Source organism: Tistlia consotensis USBA 355 (genome assembly GCF_900177295.1).
Lineage (GTDB): Bacteria > Pseudomonadota > Alphaproteobacteria > Kiloniellales > DSM-21159 > Tistlia > Tistlia consotensis.
On record NZ_FWZX01000001.1, the window covers coordinates 730,645 to 750,018 of the forward strand.

Annotated in this window: 16 protein-coding genes and 2 riboswitches; of the genes, 6 read left to right on the forward strand and 10 right to left on the reverse strand. The window is 71.5% G+C overall.

Features of this window, described 5'->3' with window-relative positions; all coding sequences use genetic code 11:
* Positions 1–16: 16 nt before the first annotated feature.
* Both B9O00_RS03350 and B9O00_RS03355 read left to right on the forward strand, forming a co-directional pair.
* Positions 17–1,090 carry a lysylphosphatidylglycerol synthase domain-containing protein gene (locus tag B9O00_RS03350; RefSeq protein ID WP_159460079.1) on the forward strand — a complete coding sequence of 358 codons (1,074 nt, stop codon included), beginning with the start codon at positions 17–19 and terminating at the stop codon, positions 1,088–1,090.
* A gap of 41 nt (positions 1,091–1,131) precedes the next feature.
* Positions 1,132–1,746 carry an SCO family protein gene (locus B9O00_RS03355; RefSeq protein WP_085120987.1) on the forward strand — a complete coding sequence of 205 codons (615 nt, stop codon included), beginning with the start codon at positions 1,132–1,134 and terminating at the stop codon, positions 1,744–1,746.
* Between the two features lie 30 nt (positions 1,747–1,776).
* Here the strand turns inward: B9O00_RS03355 and B9O00_RS03360 are convergent, their stop codons facing one another.
* Positions 1,777–2,697 carry a DMT family transporter gene (locus tag B9O00_RS03360; RefSeq protein WP_085120988.1) on the reverse strand — a complete coding sequence of 307 codons (921 nt, stop codon included), beginning with the start codon at positions 2,695–2,697 and terminating at the stop codon, positions 1,777–1,779.
* A gap of 124 nt (positions 2,698–2,821) precedes the next feature.
* Between B9O00_RS03360 and B9O00_RS03365 the strand changes: the two genes are divergently transcribed.
* Complete coding sequence (locus B9O00_RS03365; protein WP_085120989.1) at positions 2,822–3,727, forward strand: DMT family transporter; 906 nt, start codon at positions 2,822–2,824, stop codon at positions 3,725–3,727.
* A gap of 18 nt (positions 3,728–3,745) precedes the next feature.
* Here the strand turns inward: B9O00_RS03365 and B9O00_RS03370 are convergent, their stop codons facing one another.
* The 4 genes from B9O00_RS03370 to ugpB form a co-directional block, all read right to left on the reverse strand.
* A complete protein-coding gene (locus B9O00_RS03370; protein WP_085120990.1) occupies positions 3,746–4,873 on the reverse strand; it encodes a sn-glycerol-3-phosphate import ATP-binding protein UgpC in 1,128 nt (375 codons plus the stop codon).
* Between the two features lie 11 nt (positions 4,874–4,884).
* A complete protein-coding gene (gene ugpE / locus B9O00_RS03375) occupies positions 4,885–5,733 on the reverse strand; it encodes a sn-glycerol-3-phosphate ABC transporter permease UgpE (RefSeq protein ID WP_085120991.1) in 849 nt (282 codons plus the stop codon).
* Between the two features lie 12 nt (positions 5,734–5,745).
* On the reverse strand, positions 5,746–6,627 hold the full coding sequence (gene ugpA / locus B9O00_RS03380; RefSeq protein WP_085120992.1) for a sn-glycerol-3-phosphate ABC transporter permease UgpA: 882 nt from the start codon (positions 6,625–6,627) through the stop codon (positions 5,746–5,748).
* 107 nt (positions 6,628–6,734) lie between these two features.
* Entirely contained in the window at positions 6,735–8,057 is a 1,323-nt protein-coding gene (ugpB, locus tag B9O00_RS03385) for a sn-glycerol-3-phosphate ABC transporter substrate-binding protein UgpB (RefSeq protein ID WP_085120993.1), read from the reverse strand.
* 295 nt (positions 8,058–8,352) lie between these two features.
* On the opposite strand from ugpB, the gene B9O00_RS03390 reads away from it, so the two are divergent.
* A complete protein-coding gene (locus B9O00_RS03390) occupies positions 8,353–9,354 on the forward strand; it encodes a methylated-DNA--[protein]-cysteine S-methyltransferase (protein ID WP_085120994.1) in 1,002 nt (333 codons plus the stop codon).
* A gap of 67 nt (positions 9,355–9,421) precedes the next feature.
* Here the strand turns inward: B9O00_RS03390 and B9O00_RS03395 are convergent, their stop codons facing one another.
* The 4 genes from B9O00_RS03395 to gcvT all read right to left on the reverse strand — a co-directional run bounded on the left by B9O00_RS03395 (position 9,422) and on the right by gcvT (position 15,081).
* On the reverse strand, positions 9,422–10,054 hold the full coding sequence (locus tag B9O00_RS03395; protein ID WP_085120995.1) for a DUF1062 domain-containing protein: 633 nt from the start codon (positions 10,052–10,054) through the stop codon (positions 9,422–9,424).
* A gap of 514 nt (positions 10,055–10,568) precedes the next feature.
* The gene (gene gcvP, locus B9O00_RS03400; RefSeq protein WP_085120996.1) at positions 10,569–13,484 is read right to left on the reverse strand and encodes an aminomethyl-transferring glycine dehydrogenase; all 2,916 of its coding nucleotides are present in this window, start codon (positions 13,482–13,484) and stop codon (positions 10,569–10,571) included.
* A gap of 65 nt (positions 13,485–13,549) precedes the next feature.
* Complete coding sequence (gcvH, locus tag B9O00_RS03405) at positions 13,550–13,927, reverse strand: glycine cleavage system protein GcvH (RefSeq protein WP_085120997.1); 378 nt, start codon at positions 13,925–13,927, stop codon at positions 13,550–13,552.
* Between the two features lie 38 nt (positions 13,928–13,965).
* Positions 13,966–15,081, reverse strand: coding sequence for a glycine cleavage system aminomethyltransferase GcvT (gene gcvT, locus B9O00_RS03410; protein WP_085120998.1), 1,116 nt, complete (start codon positions 15,079–15,081; stop codon positions 13,966–13,968).
* A gap of 57 nt (positions 15,082–15,138) precedes the next feature.
* Positions 15,139–15,302, reverse strand: a riboswitch (glycine riboswitch).
* A riboswitch (glycine riboswitch) is annotated at positions 15,303–15,403 on the reverse strand.
* Positions 15,404–15,564: 161 nt separating this feature from the next.
* Here gcvT and recQ point away from each other — a divergent pair.
* On the forward strand, positions 15,565–17,460 hold the full coding sequence (gene recQ / locus B9O00_RS03415; RefSeq protein ID WP_085120999.1) for a DNA helicase RecQ: 1,896 nt from the start codon (positions 15,565–15,567) through the stop codon (positions 17,458–17,460).
* Between the two features lie 38 nt (positions 17,461–17,498).
* Here recQ and B9O00_RS03420 read toward each other — a convergent pair whose 3' ends face one another.
* The gene (locus B9O00_RS03420; RefSeq protein WP_143596133.1) at positions 17,499–18,131 is read right to left on the reverse strand and encodes a hypothetical protein; all 633 of its coding nucleotides are present in this window, start codon (positions 18,129–18,131) and stop codon (positions 17,499–17,501) included.
* A 162-nt stretch (positions 18,132–18,293) separates the two neighbouring features.
* Here B9O00_RS03420 and ispH point away from each other — a divergent pair, with 162 nt between their 5' ends.
* A complete protein-coding gene (gene ispH / locus B9O00_RS03425; RefSeq protein ID WP_085121001.1) occupies positions 18,294–19,253 on the forward strand; it encodes a 4-hydroxy-3-methylbut-2-enyl diphosphate reductase in 960 nt (319 codons plus the stop codon).
* The last annotated feature ends 121 nt before the right edge of the window (positions 19,254–19,374 follow it).

A 19,374-nucleotide genomic window follows, 5' to 3' on the forward strand; every position in this document is an offset into this window, starting at 1 on the left:
ACGCGGGGGCCCGAGCGTGGCGACAGAGACGGAAGGCGGTCCCGGGCCGGCCCGGGACCGCCGGGCCCGGCGCATCAGGCTCGGCATCGGGCTCACCGCCCTGGCCGGCCTGCTGGTCGCCATCGCCCTGATCGCCGGCCAGGGCGTCGCGGCGGTCACCGGGGCCGTGCTCGGCCTGGGCTGGGGGCTGCTCTGGACCAGCCTGTTCCATCTCGTCCCGATGGTCTTCTCCACACTCGGCTGGTGGGTGCTGCAGCCCTCGCCGCGGCTCGGCGGCCCGCTGCTGTTCTTCTGGACGCGCTGGATCCGCGAGGCGGTCGACGCGCTGCTGCCGCTCGGCCAGCTCGGCAGTGGCCTGGTCGGCGCCCGCATCCTGTCGCTGCACGGCGCGACGCCGCGCGACGAGAAGGGCGCGGCGATTGGCGGCACGATGGGCGGCGCGGTCGTCGACATGACCCTGGAGGGCATCACCCAGGTGCCCTTCACCCTGCTCGGCATCGCGCTGCTGGCCGTCCGGCACGGCTACGACGAGCGGATCGGCTGGATGGTCGTCGGCGTAGGTGTCGCCGTGGTGCTGCTGGCCGGCCTGGTGCTGGCCCAGCGCGGCGGGCTGTTCGCCCTGCTGGAGCGCGGCCTGGAGCTGATCGCCCGGCGCACCGGCTGGCAGGCGCTTGGCCGGACCCAGGGCCTGCACGACGCGATCGCCCTGCTGCACCGCGACCGCCGGCGCCTGACCGCGGGCTTCCTGCTGCACAGCCTGTCCTGGCTGTTCGGCGCCGGCGAGACCTGGCTCGCGCTCTGGTTCATGGGCCGCCCGGCCGACCTGGTCGACGCGCTGATCCTGGAGAGCCTGGGCGCCGCGGTGCGCAGCGCCGCCTTCGCGATCCCCGGCGGGCTCGGCGCCCAGGAAGGCGGCTACCTGCTGGTCGCCGGCATGCTGGGCCTGGATCCCGGCACCGGCCTCGCGCTGTCCCTGGTCAAGCGGGTCCGCGACCTGCTGCTCGGCCTGCCCGCCCTCGCCGCCTGGCAGGTCGTCGAGGGCCGCCATCTGCTGCGGCGCGGCGCCGAAACCGGCGGCCGCGACAGCTGACCCCCTGGCGCCGGCCGGCCGGCTCGCCTAAACCTCACGGCATGCGCCGCACCACGACCTACCTCTTCGCCCTTCTCGTCGCCGTCGTCGCGCTCGGCTACGCGGCTTGGCGCTTCTACGACGTCAACGGCGGCGCCGGCAGCGGCACCGCGGCGATCGGCGGGCCCTTCACCCTGGTCGACCAGTACGGCAAGACGCGCACGCGCGACGACTTCGCCGGCCAGTACCGGCTGATCTACTTCGGCTACACCTTCTGCCCCGACGCCTGCCCGACCGCGCTCTGGGCAATGACCCAGGCGCTCGACCAGCTGGCGCAGAGCGATCCGGCGGTCGCCAAGCAGGTCACGCCGATCTTCATCACGATCGATCCCGCGCGCGACACGGTCGAGCACATGAAGACCTACGCCGCCAGCTTCCATCCCCGGCTGGTCGCGCTGACCGGCACGCCGCAGCAGGTCGCCCAGGCCGCCAAGGCCTACCGGGTGTTCTATCGCAAGGTCCCGCAGGAGGGCTCGGGCGACTACCTGATGGACCACAGCTCCTTCATCTTCCTGATGAGCCCGGACGGGCGCTACCTGGCCCACGCGACCCACCAGACCTCGCCCGACGACCTGGCGAAGCTGATCGACCAGACGGTGAAGAAGAACGCGGGCTGAGCCGGGCCAGCTGCACGGTCGGGCCGGTCGTCAGGCCGGCGGCCGCGCCGGTCGCCGGTTGACCAGGAACAGGCCGCCGAGCACCAGCAGGCCGGCAAGCAGCAGGCCCGCGGTCGGGCGCTCGCCGAAAATCACCATGCCCCACAGCACGCCGGTCACGGTGACCACGTAGCCGACCTGGCTGAAGAACACCGGCCCGGACCGGCGCAGCACCTCGAAGACGACGACGTAGGCGATCGAGGAGACGGCGATCTGCAGCAGCATCGCGATCTCCGCGGCGCCGAGCCCCTGCGGGACGTAGAGCGAATCGCTGGCGAGCATGGCGATGCCGGAGGTCAGCGCCGCGCCGAACAGCATCAGCCGGGCGAGGCGCAGGGAGCCGACGCCCGGCGGCATGAAGCGGGCGGCGAAGAGGCCCTGGGCCGAGTAGCAGAGCGGCGTCAGGATGCCGAGCAGGATCCAGTCGCTCTGGTCGACCCCCGGCAGGGTCGCGCCCGGGACCAGCAGGACGAGGGCGCCGGCGAAGCCGCAGAGCAGGCCGAGCAGCCGCGGCAGCGAGCGCCGCTCCATGCCGAGCAATAGGGCGCCGACGTAGGTCGCCAGCGGCGAGAGGGTGATGACCACCGACATGGTGCCGGCCTCGAGGTGCTGGATCACCACGGTGAAGTTGACGTTCGGCAGGGTCAGCCCGACGGTGCCGGCGACTAGGCCGTAGAGCAGCAGCCCGGCGCGCGGCCGTGCCAGCTCGCCGCGCAGCAGGGCCAGAACCAGCAGCACCGAGCCGGCGCCGGCCGACTGGAAGAAGGCGTAGGCGGCCGGCGGGATGCCGTGGGTGACGGCGATCTTGCCGATCGAGAAGGTTGCACCCCAGAGCGTGCCGACGACCAGCAGCAGGACCAGCGGCAGCCAGTCCGCCGCCTTCGTCGCCCCTGCCCCGCCCGCGTCGCGCATGGCGCTCCTATAGCCGCGCGGGCGGCGCCGTGGCGAGCCTTGCCGGCGCGACAGGGCGCTGATAGAGCAGGAGCATCGGGGTCGCGGCGCCAGGGGGCTGGCGCGGGGGGGGAGAGTCCGCGGGATGGCCGTCAACGTCCTGTTCCTGCTCGTGCTGTCGGTCTGCTGGTCGGTCGGCTACCTGTTCATCGCCGACTCGGACCATGGCCTGCCGCCGCTCGCCGGCACGGCCGTCATGTGCAGCCTGGCGGCGGTCTTCCTGCTCGCCGCCGTCGCGGCGCTGCGCCGGCCGCTGCTGGCGACCCTGAGGCAGCGGCCGCTGGCGCTCGCCGCCATGGGCCTCTCGGCGATCGCCCTGCCGCAGCTCTCCGACGTCTACGGCCAGACCGAGATGGGCCCCGACGTGGCGGCGCTGGTCGGCACGGTCGTGCCGGTCTTCACCTTCCTCCTGACCGCCTTCGTGCTGCGCAGCCGCCCCTACAGCAACCGCCGCGGCCTCGGCGTCGCGACCGCGCTCGGCGGCCTCGCGATCTTCCTGCTGTGGGACGGCGTCGACGGCGCGCTCAGCAGCGTGCGGGGCGCCATGATCATGGCCTCGGGCGGCCTGGTCTTCGCGATCAACGGCGTCGTCACCGAGCGCATCACCCGGACGCTCGATCCCCTGGCGGTCGGCGCCTGGGCGGTCGCCTTCGGCGCGCTCTGGATGATCGCGCTGGCGCTCGGCATCGAGGGTCCGCCGGAGAGCCTGCCCTCGCAGCTGGCGCTGCTCGGCGCGGTCGGCGACGGCCTGGTCTCGATCGGCTTCGCCTTCCTGCTCTACTACCTGCTGCTCGGCCGCGCCGGCGCCGACTTCGCCGCGCTCTACGCCTACATCGTGCCGATGCTCGGCGTGCTGCTGGCGGTGGTCGCCGGTGACAAGGCGCCGAGCGCCGGCCACCTGCTCGGCCTCGCCGTGGTCATGCTCGGGGTCTGGCTGCTGGTCGGCGGCCGCAGGCCGACGCCGCAACGGCGGGCGGCGGCAGCCGAGTAGCCGGCCCGGCCGCCCGTCTCAGACGTCGGCGATGCGGCGGCCGCTGTCGGGGTCGAAGAGGTGCAGTTCGCCCTCGGCCATGCGCAGCGGCAGGCGCTCGCCCTCGCGCACCGGCGCCAGGCCGGGCAGCCGCACGGTGATCAGGCCCGGCGCCTCGCCGCCCAGCGCGGCATCGCCCAGCGGCGTGCCCGCTGCGCCGACCGGCCGGCCGTGCGCCAGGGTGTCGGCGCCCAGGGTCTCGACCAGCTCGACGCCAAGCCGGATCTCGGCCTCCGACTCGCCGACCGCCAGCAGGTGCTCGGGGCGCACGCCGAGCGTCACCGCCCGCCCGGCGAGGCCGGACAGGTCCGAGCCCTTGTCCGAGATTCGCGCGTCGCCGCCGAGGAACAGGCCATGTCCGTCGGCCTCGACGGTGCCGGCCAGGAAGTTCATCGCCGGCGAGCCGATGAAGCCGGCGACGAAGGTCGTCGCCGGATCGCTGTAGACCGCCATCGGCGTGTCGATCTGCTCGGCCCGGCCCTGGTTCATGACGACCAGGCGGTCGGCCAGGGTCATCGCCTCGATCTGGTCGTGGGTGACGTAGAGCGAGGTCGTGCCGAGCTTGCGCTGCAGCTGCTTGATCTCCAGGCGCATCTGCACGCGCAGCTTGGCGTCGAGGTTGCTGAGCGGCTCGTCGAACAGGAAGACCGCCGGCTTGCGCACGATCGCCCGGCCCATGGCGACGCGCTGGCGCTGGCCGCCGGACAGCTGGCGCGGCTTGCGCTCGAGCAGGCCGCCGAGCTCGAGCAGCTTCGCCGCCTCCTCGACCCGGGCGCGGATCTCGTCCTTCGGCGTGCGCGCGATCTTCAGGCCGTAGGCCATGTTGTCGAAGACCGACATGTGCGGATAGAGCGCGTAGTTCTGGAACACCATGGCGATGTCCCGTTCCTTCGGCTCGAGCTGGTTGACGACCCGCCCGCCGATCGAGATCTCGCCCTCGGTGATCGTCTCCAGGCCGGCGACCATGCGCAGCAGGGTGGACTTGCCGCAGCCCGAGGGACCGACGATGACGATGAACTCGCCGTCGGCGATCTCGACGTCGATGCCGTGGATCACCTGGGTATCGCCGTAGCGCTTCCGGACGCCACGCATGCAGATTTCGGCCATCGCTCGCTTTCCTATTTCTCGGTCTCGACGAGGCCCTTGACGAACAGGCCCTGCATGAGGACGACGACCGCCACCGGCGGCAGCATGGCCAGCACCGCGGTCGCCATGACCAGATGCCACTGGGGCTCCGCGTCGGCCACGGTGACCATGCGCTGGATGCCCATGACGATCGTGTAGAAGGACTCGTCGGTGGTGACGAGCAGCGGCCAGAGGTACTGCACCCAGCCGTAGATGAAGAGGATCACGAAGAGCGCCGCGACGTTGGTGCGGCTGAGCGGCAGCAGGATGTCGAGGAAGAAGCGCAGCGGGCCCGCGCCGTCGACCCGCGCCGCCTCGGTCAGCTCGTCGGGCACCGTCAGGAAGAACTGCCGGAACAGGAAGGTCGCCGTCGCGCTGGCGATCAGCGGCACCGACAGGCCGGCGTAGGAGTTCAGCATCCCCAGGTCCGAGACGACCTCGAAGGTCGGCAGGATGCGCACCTCGACCGGCAGCATCAGGGTCACGAAGATCAGCCAGAAGCAGAGCATCCGGAAGGGGAAGCGGAAGTAGACGATGGCGTAGGCCGAGATGATCGAGATCGCGATCTTGCCGACCGCGATCGACAGCGCCATGACCAGCGAGTTCCACATCATCAGGCCGACCGGCACGCCGCCCGAGGCGGAGAGGCCGCTGCCCAGCACGGTGCGGTAGTTCTCGAACAGCCGGTCGCCGGGCAGCAGCGGGGTGACGCCGCTCAGCAGGTCGCCGCCGGCATGGGTCGAGGCGACGAAGGCGACCCAGAGCGGAAAGGCGACCAGCAGCACGCCGCAGAGCAGCACCAGGTGCGTGATCCAGGCCATCCAGGGGCGGTTCTCGACCATCGCCGGCGCCTCCTAGTACTGGACCCGCCGCTCGATGAAGCGGAACTGGATCATGGTGAGGGAGATGACGATGACCATCAGGATCACCGACTGCGCCGCCGAGCTGCCGAGGTTCAGGCCGATGAAGCCGTCGTTGAAGACCTTGTAGACCAGGATCGTCGTCGCCTGGCCGGGGCCGCCGCTGGTCGTCGCGTGGACCACGCCGAAGGTCTCGAAGAAGGCGTAGACCATGTTGACGACCAGCAGGAAGAAGGTCGTCGGCGAGAGCAGCGGGAAGACGATGGTCCAGAAGCGCCGCGCCGGGCCGGCGCCGTCGATCGCCGCCGCCTCGATCAGCGACTTCGGGATCGCCTGCAGCCCGGCCAGGAAGAACAGGAAGTTGTAGGAGACCTGCTTCCAGGTCGAGGCGACGATGACCAGGATCAGCGCGTCGGTGCCGGAGACCGCGTGGTTCCAGTCGTAGCCGAGGCTGCGCAGGGCGTAGGCCAGGATGCCGATCGTCGGGTTGAACAGGAACCACCAGAGCACGCCAGCGACCGCCGGGGCCACGGCGTAAGGCCAGATCAGCAGGGTCTTGTACGTCGCCGCACCCTTGACCACGCGGTCGGCCATGACCGCGAAGAGCAGACCGAGCGCCATGCCCGACAGCGTCACCGAGAGCGAGAAGACGATCGTGACGTCGAAGGAATTCAGATAGGTCGGGTCGCTGAACAGCCGCTCGAAGTTCTGCAGCCCGACGAACTTCGTCTTCAGGCCGAAGGGATCCTGGCGCAGCACCGAGTAGTAGAGCGCCTGGCTGGCCGGCCAGAGGAAGAAGACGAAGGTGATCGCCAGCTGCGGCAGCACCAGCAGGTACGGCAGCAGCGGGTGCCGGAAGGTGACGCGCTTGTGCATCGGACCGTCGGGTGCGTGCGGGAAGGGATCGGGGCGGGAGCGACGGCGGCGCCGCCCGCCGTGACGGCGGGCGGCACGCGACCGTCGCTAGCCCCGGGGCCGGCCGATCAGGAGTTGTCGGCTTCGAACTGGCGCAGCAGCTCGTTGCCGCGCTTGACCGCGTCGTCGAGCCCCTGCTTGGCCGACTTCTTGCCGGCCCAGATGTTCTCCAGCTCCTCGTTGATGATGTCGCGGATCTGGACGAAGTTGCCGAAGCGCAGGCCCTTCGAGTTCTCGGTCGGCTTGTTGAGCGTGATCTGCTTCACGGCGACGTCGGTGCCGGGGTTCTTCTCGTAGAAGCCCTGCTTCTTGGTCAGCTCGTAGGCCGCCTGGGTGATCGGCAGGTAGCCGGAGAACTGGTGCCAGTCGGCCTGGACCTCGGGCGAGGAGAGGTAGTTGAAGAAGGCCGCGACGCCCTTGTACTCCGCCTTGTCGTGGCCCTGCAGGACCCAGAGGGTGGCACCGCCGATGATCGAGTTCTGCGGCGCGCCCTTGACGTCGTCGTAGTAGGGCAGCATGCCGACGCCGAACGCGAACTTGGCATTGCCCTTGACGCCGGCGTAGGAGCCCGACGAGTTCATGTACATGGCGCACTCGCCCGAATAGAACAGCGGCGCCGAGTCGGAGCGGCGGCCGCCGTACTTGAAGATGCCGTCCTTCTGCCAGGCGGCCATGTCGCCGATGTGGCGGACGTCGAGCGGCGAGTTGATCGTCAGCTGGGTGTCGAGGCCGCCGAAGCCGTTCGACTTGGTGCCGATCGGGATGTTGTGCCAGGCGCTGAAGTTCTCGATCTGCACCCAGGACTGCCAGCCGGTGGTGAAGCCGCAGGTCGCGGCGCCGCTGTCGATGATCTTCTTCGAGTCGGCGGCCAGCTCCTGCCAGGTCTTCGGCGGGCTGTTCGGGTCGAGACCGGCCTTCTCGAAGGCGTCCTTGTTGTAATAGAGCACCGGGGTCGAGGAGTTGAACGGCATCGACAGCATGTTGCCGTCGGTGTCGGTGTAGTAGCCGACCACGGCGGGCAGGAAGGCGTTCGGATCCCACTTCAGGCCGCTGTCGTTCATCAGCTTGTAGACGGGATAGACCGCGCCCTTGGCGGCCATCATGGTCGCCGTGCCGACCTCGAAGACCTGGACGATGTCGGGCTGCTGGCCGGCCCGGAACGCGGCGATGGCCGCGGTCATGGTCTCGGTGTAGTTGCCCTTGTAGATCGCCTTGAGCTCGTACTGGTCCTGGCTCTTGTTGAAGTTGGCCGCGATCTCCTCGACCTTCTTGCCGAGCTCGCCGCCCATGGCGTGCCACCAGGTGATCTCGGTCTTGGCCTGGGCCGAGGCGGCCAGGCCGGTCATCGCGACGGCGGCGACGGCCGCCAGCAACGTGTGTCGGAGCGACATCTGAAGTCTCCCTGTCGTTTCCCCGCGGGACGGTCGGGCAGGTCTTGCCGGTCGCCGGACGCGACTGGCTTGCCGCCTCTGTAAGGGCCGTCCGCAACGGCTATCTTGCACTTATATGATGCTTTTGTGACAGACCCTTTTCCGGGGTGGCTCTTTCCGGTCCCGGCACGCGCCGGGTGTGCGGACGCCGGTCGCCGGGCTTGCGCAAGGAACGGATAGTCGCGACCTTCCCAGGGCGGCAGGATCCGCCCTGCACTGGACAGAGAGCGGAGTAGCGACGATGGACGCAGGCTTGTTGACCCCAGAGCCCATAGACCGGGACAGCCGCGATTCGCGGCGGCACGACGCGAGCGAGCGGCGCGGCCCGGCCCAGGTCCGCCCGGCCCAGGCCCGCCCCGTCGAGGCGCGGCCGGTCGGGACGCGACCGGCCGAGGCGAAGCCGGCCCAGCACCGGCGCGCCTCGACCCGCCAGGTCGCCGCGGTCGAGGAGGCCTGCCGCCTGCTCGACGACCCCGAGAGCGAGCGGCTGACCCTGGCCGAGCTGGCCGAGCGCGTCGCGCTCAGCCCCTGGCACCTGCAGCGGCTGTTCAAGAAGCTGCTCGGCGTCAGCCCGCGCGAGTACGCCGAGGCGCGGCGCAGCGCGCGCTTCCGGGCCGAGCTGCGCGAGCACGGCCGGGTCGCCGAGGCGACCTACGGTGCCGGCTACGGCTCCTCCTCGCGGGTCTACGAGGACTGCGCCCGGCGCCTCGGCATGACGCCGGCGACCTACGCCAAGGGCGGCAACGGCGCGCGCATCGTCTATGCCGTGACGCCCTCGCCGCTCGGCCGGCTGCTGGTCGCGGCGACCGCCAAGGGGCTCTGCTTCCTGGCGCTCGGCGAGGACGAGCGGCGGCTGGTCGCCGAGCTGAAGGCGGAGTTCCCCTCGGCCGCCTCGATCGAGCACGACGAGCTGTCGATCAAGCCGTCGGTCGAGGCGGTGCTGGCCTTCATCGCCGGCGAGACGCCGCACCTAGACCTGCCGCTCGACGTCCGGGCCACCGCCTTCCAGCGCCGGGTCTGGAACGAGCTGGTCGCGATTCCCTACGGCGAGACCATGACCTACGCCGAGCTGGCCGAGCGCCTGGGCCTGCCGAAGGGCCAGCGGGCGGTGGCACGGGCCTGTGCCACCAACCCGGTCAGCCTGGTCATCCCCTGTCATCGCGTGCTGCGCGACGACGGCGCGCTCGGGGGCTTCCGATGGGGTATCGACCGCAAGGCCGGCATGCTGACCACCGAGGCCAAGGGCACCAAGGCCTAGCCGCCGACCCCGACGTCCGGTGACTGGAAAGGGCCTCACCCCGCCGGGTGAGGCCCCTTTCGATTCGTCACGCCGCCCCGGCGGCGGCCCGCGCGATCTCGGCGCCGTCCGGCTCGGCGGCGAGATCCAGCGTCACGCCCTGGCGGTCGCGCAGGGGCCGCCGGAGGCCCCGCTTCCCGGCCGGCTCCAGCAGCAGGCGGCCCGCGTCGTGCAGCGCGGCGACGCGTCCGCGCGGGACCCCGAGACCCTCGGCCAGGAGCCGGTCGAGACGCAGGCCGAGCGGCAGCGGAGCGACCAGCTCGATCGCCAGGATCGCGGCGCTCGCCGCGACGCCGGACCTCGGCCTCCTGGTGATCGCCACCTCGGAGCACAGCTCGACCCGCTCCGCCCGGCGCCGCAGGCCGTCGAGGTCGAAGGCGACGGCGCGCGCTTCGGCCGGGTCGTTCGCCGTCAGCGCCCGGAGCAGCCCGGGGTCGAGGCTGGCGACCGGCCGGCGCTCCAGTACCGGGCGGTTCCAGCTCTTCTGGCAGCGGGTGCAGCGGTAGACCAGCCAGGCGTCGACGCGCCGGCCGTTCGCGTTGATCCTGAACCTGCCGCTGCTTCGGAACGCCGTGACCTCGCCGCAGCGGCTGCAGGGCAGCCAGGGCTGCGGGGCGATCAGCGGCACGATGGTCCAGAGGACCGACAGCCTGTCGGACACGCCGAGCTTCTCCTCCCCAGGGGAGGTCCGTCAGGACGGCGTGTCGAAGCCCCTCGATCGGAGGCACGGCGTGGCGGGAAGAAGGAAGGCGATCCGGGGAATGCGCGCGCCGGGAACAGGCGCGGTCGGGCGTCGATCCAGCCAGGCCGGTCTCGACGCGCCACCCCGGCGGACGCAACTGCGCCTTGCCCGGCGGCGCGAGCGCGCGGCCGGGCGGAACGGGTGGACTGACGAGACCGGCTAGTACGAAGGCAAGGTGCAGGCGCCCGCGGCGGATGAAGACGGCAGCGGTTCTAGCAGAAAGCGACCGGAGAGCGAAGGTCCTGAGCGCGCTGTCTCGGCGCGGCTCCCTCTCCGCTCCCCTCGGGGAGGGGAGAGGGTTGGGGTGAGGTGAGGTGAGGGGGCTACCCTTGCCCGACGCCTCGGCAACCGAAAGGTCGCCCCCCACCTCTCCCTGCCCTCTCCGCCCCCAAGGGCGGAGAGGGAACGCCAGGAAACGACCTCGGCCCGCGCCCTACTCCGCGGCGTCCTGGTAGGCCTCGGGAGAGGGGCAGGTGCAGACCAGGTGGCGGTCGCCGTAGACGTTGTCGACGCGCCCGACCGGCGGCCAGTACTTGGCCTCGCGGTGCGAGCCGGCCGGATAGGCCGCCTCGGCGCGGCTGTAGGGATGGCTCCAGTCGTCGGCGAGCACCGACTCGGCGGTGTGCGGGGCGTTGACCAGCGGGTTGTCGTCCTTCGGCCAGACGCCCTTCTCGACCTTGTCGGCCTCCTGGCGGATCTCGACCATCGCCGCGACGAAGCGGTCGAGCTCGGCCTTCGCCTCCGATTCGGTCGGCTCGACCATCAGCGTGCCGGCCACCGGCCAGGACATGGTCGGAGCGTGGAAGCCGTGGTCCATCAGCCGCTTGGCGATGTCGTCGACGGAGATGCCGGCGCTGTCCTTGAGGCCGCGGGTGTCGAGGATGCACTCGTGGGCGACCAGGCCGTTGCGGCCCTTGTAGAGCACCGGGTAGTGGCTCTCGAGGCGCCTGGCCAGGTAGTTGGCGTTGAGGATCGCGACCTGGGTCGCCCGCTTCAGGCCCTCGGCCCCCATCATCGCGATGTAGGCCCAGGAGATCGGCAGGATGCCTGCCGAGCCGTAGGGCGCGGCCGAGACCGGCCCGAGGCTGCGCCTGGTGCCCAGGGTATCGCCCTCGACCTGGCCGGGCAGCGGGTGGCCCGGCAGGAAGGGCGCGAGGTGCTCTGCGACACCGATCGGCCCGACGCCCGGGCCGCCGCCGCCGTGCGGGATGCAGAAGGTCTTATGCAGGTTCATGTGGGCGACGTCGGGCCCGAACTCGCCGGGCAGGCAGAGCCCGAGCAGCGCGTTGAGGTTGGCGCCGTCCATGTAGACCTGGCCGCCGGCCTCGTGGACGATCCGGCAGATCTCGCGGATGCCCTCCTCGAAGACGCCGTGGGTCGAGGGGTAGGTGACCATCAGCGCGGCCAGCCGGTCCTTGTGCTCCCCGGCCTTGGCTTTCAGGTCGTCCAGGTCGACGTTGCCCTGATCGTCGCAGCCGACGACCACGACCTTGAGCCCGGCCATGACCGCGCTGGCCGGATTGGTGCCGTGCGCGGACGCCGGGATCAGGCAGACGTCGCGGCCGCCGTCGCCGCGGCTGTGGTGCCAGGCGCGGATCGTCAACAGGCCGGCGTACTCGCCCTGGCTGCCGGCGTTGGGCTGCAGCGAGACGGCGGCGAAGCCGGTCAGCGCCGACAGCTTGGCCTCGAGGTCGTCGATCAGCTCCCGGTAGCCCTCGGCCTGGTCGGCCGGCGCGAAGGGATGGATCTTCGCGAAGCCCGGCCAGGTGATCGCCATCATCTCGGCGGCGGCATTCAGCTTCATGGTGCAGCTGCCGAGCGGGATCATCGCCCGGTCGAGCGCGATGTCGCGCTCCTGCAGGCGCTTCAGGTAGCGCAGCATCTCGGTCTCGGAGCGGTAGGCGTGGAAGACCGGATGGGTCAGGAAGGCGTCGCGCCGCAGCAGCGCCGCGGGCAGCGCGTCGTCGACCCCGGCGTCGAGCGACTCGACGGTCATGTCGAGGGCGCGTTGGGCGAAGGCCTGCCAGAGCTTCTCGACCGTCTCGCGCGTCGTCGTCTCGTCGAGCGCGATGCCGACGCGGTTGCTGTCGACGATCCTGAGGTTGATGCCGGCGCTGCGCGCGCGCTGGTGCACCGCGGCGTCGGCCTCGACGACGATGGTGTCGAAGAAGGCCGTCGTCTCGATCCTGAAGCCGAGCCGGCGCAAGCCCTCGGCCAGGATCGCGGTCAGGCGGTGGGTGCGCCGGGCGATCCGGGTCAGGCCCTCGGGACCGTGCCAGGCCGCGTAGAAGCCGGCGATCACCGCCAGCAGCACCTGCGCCGTGCAGATGTTGCTGGTCGCCTTGTCGCGGCGGATGTGCTGCTCGCGGGTCTGCAGCGCCAGGCGATAGGCCGGCTTGCCGTGCGAATCGACCGAGACGCCGACGATGCGGCCGGGGATCGAGCGCTTGAAGGCGTCGCGGGTCGCCATGAAGGCGGCATGCGGGCCGCCGTAGCCGAGCGGCACGCCTAAGCGCTGGGCCGAGCCGACGGCGATGTCGGCGCCCCAGGCGCCCGGCGGGCTGAGCAGGGTCAGCGCCAGCAGGTCGGTCGCGACCGTGACCAGGACGCCGCGCTCGTGCAGCGCCTCGACCAGCTCGGCGTCGTCGCGCACCTGGCCGTAGGTGTTGGGGTACTGCAGGATCGCGCCGAAGATCTCGCCCTCGGGCAGGCCACCCGCCACCAGATCGGCCGTCGGGTCGCCGATCACCAGCTCGATGCCGAGCGGCTCGGCCCGGGTCTTCAGCACCGCGAGGGTCTGCGGATGGCAGTCGTCGGCGACGAAGCAGCGCATCGACCCGGACTTCGACTGGCGGTGCATCAGGGTCATGGCCTCGGCCGCCGCCGTGCCCTCGTCGAGCAGCGAGGCGTTGGCCAGCTCCAGGCCGGTCAGGTCGACGACCATCTGCTGGAAGGTGACCAGCGCCTCCAGGCGGCCCTGGGCGATCTCCGCCTGGTAGGGCGTGTAGGCGGTGTACCAGCCGGGGTTCTCCAGCAGGTTCCGCTGGATCACCGGCGGCGTATGGCAGTCGTGATAGCCGAGGCCGATCAGCGAGACCGCCTGCTTGTTGAGCGCGGCCAGCTCGGCCAGGCGCGCCAGCGCCTCGGCCTCGGTCAGCGGCGGCGGCAGGTCGGGCAGGCGGTCGGAGCGGATCGACCTGGGCACCGCCCGGTCGGTCAGCTCCTCCAGCGAGCCGAGCCCGATCTCCTTCAGCATGGCGGCGATCTCGTTGTCGCCGGGACCGATGTGCCGCCGCCGGAAGTCCGTCTTCGCTTCGAGTTCCGTCAGGCTCTGCCGCGCTGCCGTCATGACCACGTTCTCTCTCTTGCGCTTCGTTTACGCTGCCCGGAGGGGCCCGGGGCGACGCCCCGGCGTCAGCCGAGACCCTCGACGAAGGCCTTGTAGGCCGCCTCGTCCATCAGCCCGGACAGCTCGCCCGGGTCGCTGAGCGTCATCTTGAAGAACCAGCCGCCGCTCTCCGGCTCGGCGTTGACCTTGGCCGGCTCGTCGACCAGCGCCTCGTTGACCGCGGTGACCTCGCCGGAGACGCCGGCATAGACCTCGCTGGCCGCCTTGACCGATTCGACGACCGCCGCCTGGTCGCCCTTGGCCAGGCTGCTGCCGACCTCGGGCAGCTCGACGAAGACCACGTCGCCGAGCTGCTCCTGGGCGTACTGGGTGATGCCGACCGTGGCCTCGCCGCCCTCGACCTTCAGCCACTCGTGCTCGTCGGTGAAATAGAGATCCGCCACGCTTCTCGCCTCCGCTGTTCGCTTGGTTCGGGATGTCCTCAGGATCGCTTGTAGCCGTGCTTGACGAAGGGCATCGCCGCGACGGTCAGCGCCGTCGGCTTGCCGCGCAGCTCGGCGGTCAGCGCGACGCCGGGATCGGCCAGGGCCGCCTCGACGTAGCCCATGGCGACCGGCCGGCCGAGGCTCGGCGCGAAGCCGCCGCTGGTGATGCGCCCGACCTTGTGGCCGGTGCCGTCGGCCAGCTCCAGGCCCTCGCGCAGCGGCGCCCGGCCCTCCGGCAGCAGGCCGATGCGCTTGCGGGCCGGGCCCTCGGCGAGCTGGCGCCGGATGATCTCGGCGCCGGGAAAGCCGCCCTCGGCGCGGCGCCGCTTGCCGATCGCCCAGGCGAGGCCGGCCTCGATCGGCGTCGTCGTCTCGTCGAGGTCGTGGCCGTAGAGGCAGAGCCCGGCCTCCAGGCGCAGCGAATCGCGGGCGCCCAGGCCGGCGGGCGCGACCTCCGGCTCGCCGAGCAGGCGCTCGGCGAAGGCCGCGGCCGAGTCGGCCGGCAGCGAGATCTCGAAGCCGTCCTCGCCGGTGTAGCCGGAGCGCGAGACCCGCGCCGGCAGGCCGGCGAGCTCGAGCTCGCGCGAATCCATGAAGCGCAGCCCGGCGACCTCCGGCGCGAGGCGCGCCAGCACGGCCGCCGCCCTGGGGCCCTGCAGGGCGAGCAGGGCGCGGTCCTCGAGCAGCGCGCAGCGGGTGCCGGCCGGCAGGGCCGCCTCGAGGCGGGCGACGTCGGCGGCCTTGCAGGCGGCGTTGACCACCAGGAACAGGTGGTCGCCGGCATTGCTGGTCATGAAGTCGTCGAGGATGCCGCCGGCCGCGTTGGTGAAGAAGGAGTAGCGGGTCCGGCCCTCGGGCAGCCCCTGCGCGTCGAGTGGCGCCAGGCCCTCCAGCGCCGCGGCGGCGCCGGGCCCTTCGAGGCGCACCTGGCCCATGTGCGAGACGTCGAACAGCGCCGCCTGCTCGCGGCACTGCAGGTGCTCCTTCAGGATGCCGGCCGGATACTGGACCGGCATCTCGTAGCCCGCGAAGGGCACGAGGCGGGCGCCGAGGGCCCGGTGAAGCTCGTAGAGGGGGGTGCGTCGAAGGTCGTCTTCTGGGGTGCCGTTCAAGGGTCGCTTTCCAACAGAGATGGACGGCGCAGCACCTCGCCGAACCGCGAGCTGCGACGCGCCCCCTCTGTCCACGACCCTGAGAGATTTCCCGCCGCCGAACCCAAAGCCGTAACAAAAACGGGTTCGCGGGGTGCTGGACCCCGCGGGCGAACGGATTACCCCCTTCGGTGAGACCGCGTGCAGGATCTGCGCGCGGCCCGCTCTCCAGAGGCGTCCAACCTACGGTCGCGGTCCTTTTGCCTGAGAGTTTCCGGGGCGGTTGCTCCTTCGGCCCCGGGCCCGGGGTCTCCCCCTGCCCGGCGTCTCCCGCGCACGACTCTGGACGCGCCGCGGAGGGTAAAGGAGTTCGGACTTTTGTCAATCGACGACGCTTCCTGCTACAGAACCGCCAAGCCGCGCGACGCCGCCGCGGGACACCGGAAGGCCCCGGCGGGCAACCTCTGGGCAAGCGGCGACGAATCCCCTACCGCTGGACCCGCGATGACGGACCTGACGAGCGACCAGACGACGGCCCCGGCGACGGAGCCCGGGACCGAGGGGGCCGGGACCGACCGGCCGACGCCGCATGGCATCCTCAAGAGCCTGTTCGGCCACGAGACCTTCCGCGGCCAGCAGGAGGAGATCATCCGCCACGTCTGGCAGGGCGGCGACGCCGTGGTCTTCGCGCCGACCGGCGGCGGCAAGTCGCTCTGCTACCAGGTCCCGGGGCTGCTGCGCCCCGGCATGGCGATCGTCGTCAGCCCGCTGATCGCCCTGATGCGCGACCAGGTGGAGGCCCTGCGCCAGCTCGGCGTGCGCGCCGCCGCCTACAACTCCGACCTCGGCGAGGCCGAGGTGCAGGCGCTGCGGCGCGCCATGCTGGCCGGCGAGATCGACCTGCTCTACGCCGCGCCCGAGCGGGTGGCGCTGCCCAGCTTCGTCGCCTTCCTGCAGCGCATGCCGATCGCCCTCATCGCCATCGACGAGGCGCACTGCGTCAGCCAGTGGGGCCACGACTTCCGGCCCGAGTACCTGAAGCTCGGCGAGCTGGCCGAGAGCTTCCCCGGCGTGCCGCGCCTGGCGCTCACCGCGACCGCCGATCCGCAGACCCAGCGCGACCTGGTGCATCGCCTGCGACTCGACGACGCACGCATCTTCATCAGCAGCTTCGACCGGCCGAACATCCGCTTCTCGATCGAGGTCAAGGACAACCCGAAGCGCCAGCTGCTGGGCTTCCTGCAGCGCGAGCACCACGGCGACAGCGGCATCGTCTACTGCCTGTCCCGCCGCAAGGTCGAGGAGACCGCCGAGTGGCTGGCCGGCCAGGGCCTGCGCGCCCTGCCCTACCACGCCGGCATGCCGACCGCCGTGCGCCAGGCGAACCAGGACGCCTTCCTGAAGGAGGAGGGGCTGGTGCTGGTCGCGACCATCGCCTTCGGCATGGGCATCGACAAGCCGGACGTGCGCTTCGTCGCCCACCTCGACCTGCCGTCCAGCATCGAGGCCTACATGCAGGAGGCCGGCCGTGCCGGCCGCGACGGCCTGCCCGCCAACGCGATCCTGTTCTACGGCCTGGCCGACATGGCGCTGCGGCGCCGGATGATCGACGACTCGGGCAGCCCGGACGAGATCAAGCGGGTCGAGCGGGCCAAGCTCTCGGCCCTGCTCGGCATCTGCGAGACCGCCGAGTGCCGGCGCAACGCCCTGCTGCGCCACTTCGGCGAGCATCGCGAGGGCCCCTGCGGCAACTGCGACACCTGCCTCAGTCCGGTCGAGAGCTACGACGGCACGGTGCCGGCGCAGAAGGCGCTCTCGGCGGTCTACCGCACCGGCCAGCGCTTCGGCATCGGCCACCTGATCGACCTGCTGCAGGGCAGCGACTCGGACAAGATCCGCCAGTGGCACCACGACCGCCTGCCGACCTTCGGCGTCGGCCGCGACCTCGACAAGACCGAGTGGCAGTCGGTGTTCCGGCAGCTCGTTGCGCGCGGCGCCCTGGAGGTCGACCACGACGCCTACGGCGCCCTGCGCCTGGCCGGCGAGGCGCGCGCCATCCTGAAGGGCGAGATGAAGCTGATGCTGCGCCACGACCGGCGCCGCAAGGCCGGCCGCGCCGCCCGCCCGGCGGCAGGCGAGAGCGCCGCGCTGCGACAGGCCCTCGATGCCGGCGAGGCCCAGGTCTTCGAGCAGCTGCGCGCCGTCCGCACGACCCTGGCCCGGGAGCAGGGCGTGCCGCCCTACATCGTGTTCCAGGACACGACGCTGATCGCCATGGCCAAGGCCCGGCCGCGGGACCTCGACGCGCTCTCGGAAATTCCCGGTGTCGGCGCCAGCAAGCTGGAGCGCTACGGAACGCGTTTCCTGGAAGCGCTGCAGAAGGCGGACGAGCCCTCCTGAGGCCCGCCGCTCACCGGCGCCGGCTCACTGGTTCCGGTTCACTGGTTCTGGCGGTTGTAGTCCAGCTCGGCGTGGTTGAGCTCGATGCCGACGTAGATCCGGTAGTTGCTGCCGTCCTCGCCCGGCTTCAGGGAGATCTGCGGGGCGATCTCGTCGGTCAGGGCGACCCGGTTGTTGTTGCCCTCGAAGGTCGCGTTCACGTCGAAGGCCTGGCGGCTCAGGATCTTCGGCTGGTCGGCGTTGGTCGCGACCGCGACGAAGTAGCTGAAGCCGGCGGCGTTGCTGTCCTGGCCCGCCTGCAGGCGGCGCAGCGCCGGCCCGCGCTCGATCTCGAAGGTGATCAGCAGGTCGCCTTCCAGGCGGGTGTCGTCGTCGTGGTACTCGCAGCTCGACTTGACGTCGCGCAGCCGGGCCTTGAAGACGACGTCGGTCAGGTCGCGGCCGGACCCGTCGAAGCGGGTCAGGTGATCGGTCTCGCTCGGCCGCGCGACCGTCGGGCAGGGCGGCGGCGGCCCGTCCTTCTGGAACAGCGAGCAGGCGCCCGGCAGCAGCAGCAAGGCGGCCAGCAGGGCGCCGCGCCCGATCGTCGCGCCGAGCCGTCGGGCAGCCCCGGGCCGCCTGCGAGGGCCGCCGACGGCCATGCCGGCGCGTTCCGCTCCTGCCTGAGCCATCTCTCAATTTCCCTTTGCGGCTGACTATATTAGGGTGCGGCGCAGCAGTCGGCGCCGGCGCGGCACTCTAGGAGAGGCCCGGCGGAGCCACAAGACCGCAACCGCCGCAGCCCCGGAGAGCGGTTTTCCAGGGGTGGCGCGGCTCACAGGGCGAGGACCGAGATGACAGGCGAGAAGATGACGATCGTCCTGGCGAACCCGCGAGGCTTCTGCGCCGGCGTGGTGCGCGCGATCGACATCGTCGAGCGGGCGCTCAAGAAGTTCGGCCCGCCGGTCTATGTCCGGCACGAGATCGTGCACAACCGCTACGTCGTCGAGTCGCTGGAGCAGCAGGGCGCGATCTTCGTCGACGAGCTCAGCGAGGTGCCCGACGGCTACCCGGTCATCTTCTCGGCGCACGGCGTGCCGAAGTCGGTGCCGGCCGAGGCCGAGACGCGCAAGATGCTCTACGTCGACGCGACCTGCCCGCTGGTCAGCAAGGTCCACCGCGAGGCCGAGCGCCACTACAAGGACGGCCTGCAGATCGTCATGATCGGCCACCGCGGCCATCCCGAGGTGATCGGCACCCTGGGCCAGCTGCCCGAGGGATCGATCCTGCTGGTCGAGGGCGAGGAGGAGGTCGAGCACCTCAAGGTGCGCGACCCCGAGCGCCTGGCCTACGTCACCCAGACGACGCTGTCGGTCGACGAGACCGCGGGCGTCGTCGACGCCCTGCAGCGGCGCTTTCCCAAGATCCGCACGCCGCGCAAGGAGGACATCTGCTACGCCACGACCAACCGCCAGCAGGCGGTCAAGGACATCGCCCAGAGCTGCGAGGCCCTGCTGGTCGTCGGCGCGCCGAACTCCTCGAACTCGCGGCGCCTGGTCGAGGTCGCCCAGAAGCTCGGCTGCCCCTTCGCGGCGCTGGTGCAGCGCGCCACGGAGATCCCCTGGGCGCAGCTGGAGGGCAAGACCCGGATCGGCCTGACCGCCGGCGCCTCGGCGCCGGAGGTGCTGGTCCAGGAGGTCATCGAGGCCTTCCGCCAGCGCTTCGACGTCGCCATCGAGTATGCGACGACGCCCGACGAGAACGTGACCTTCAAGCTGCCGCGCGTCGTCGCCGACGTCACCGCCGCGGCGTGACCGCCGCGAGGACCGGCCGGGCGGCATCGGGCGCGACCGGCGGCGGCCGGCCCGCGATCCCCGACAGGCCGGACGACGGCGCGGGCGACCGGCGCCGCCCGGCCCCGCGCGCCGCGCTTTC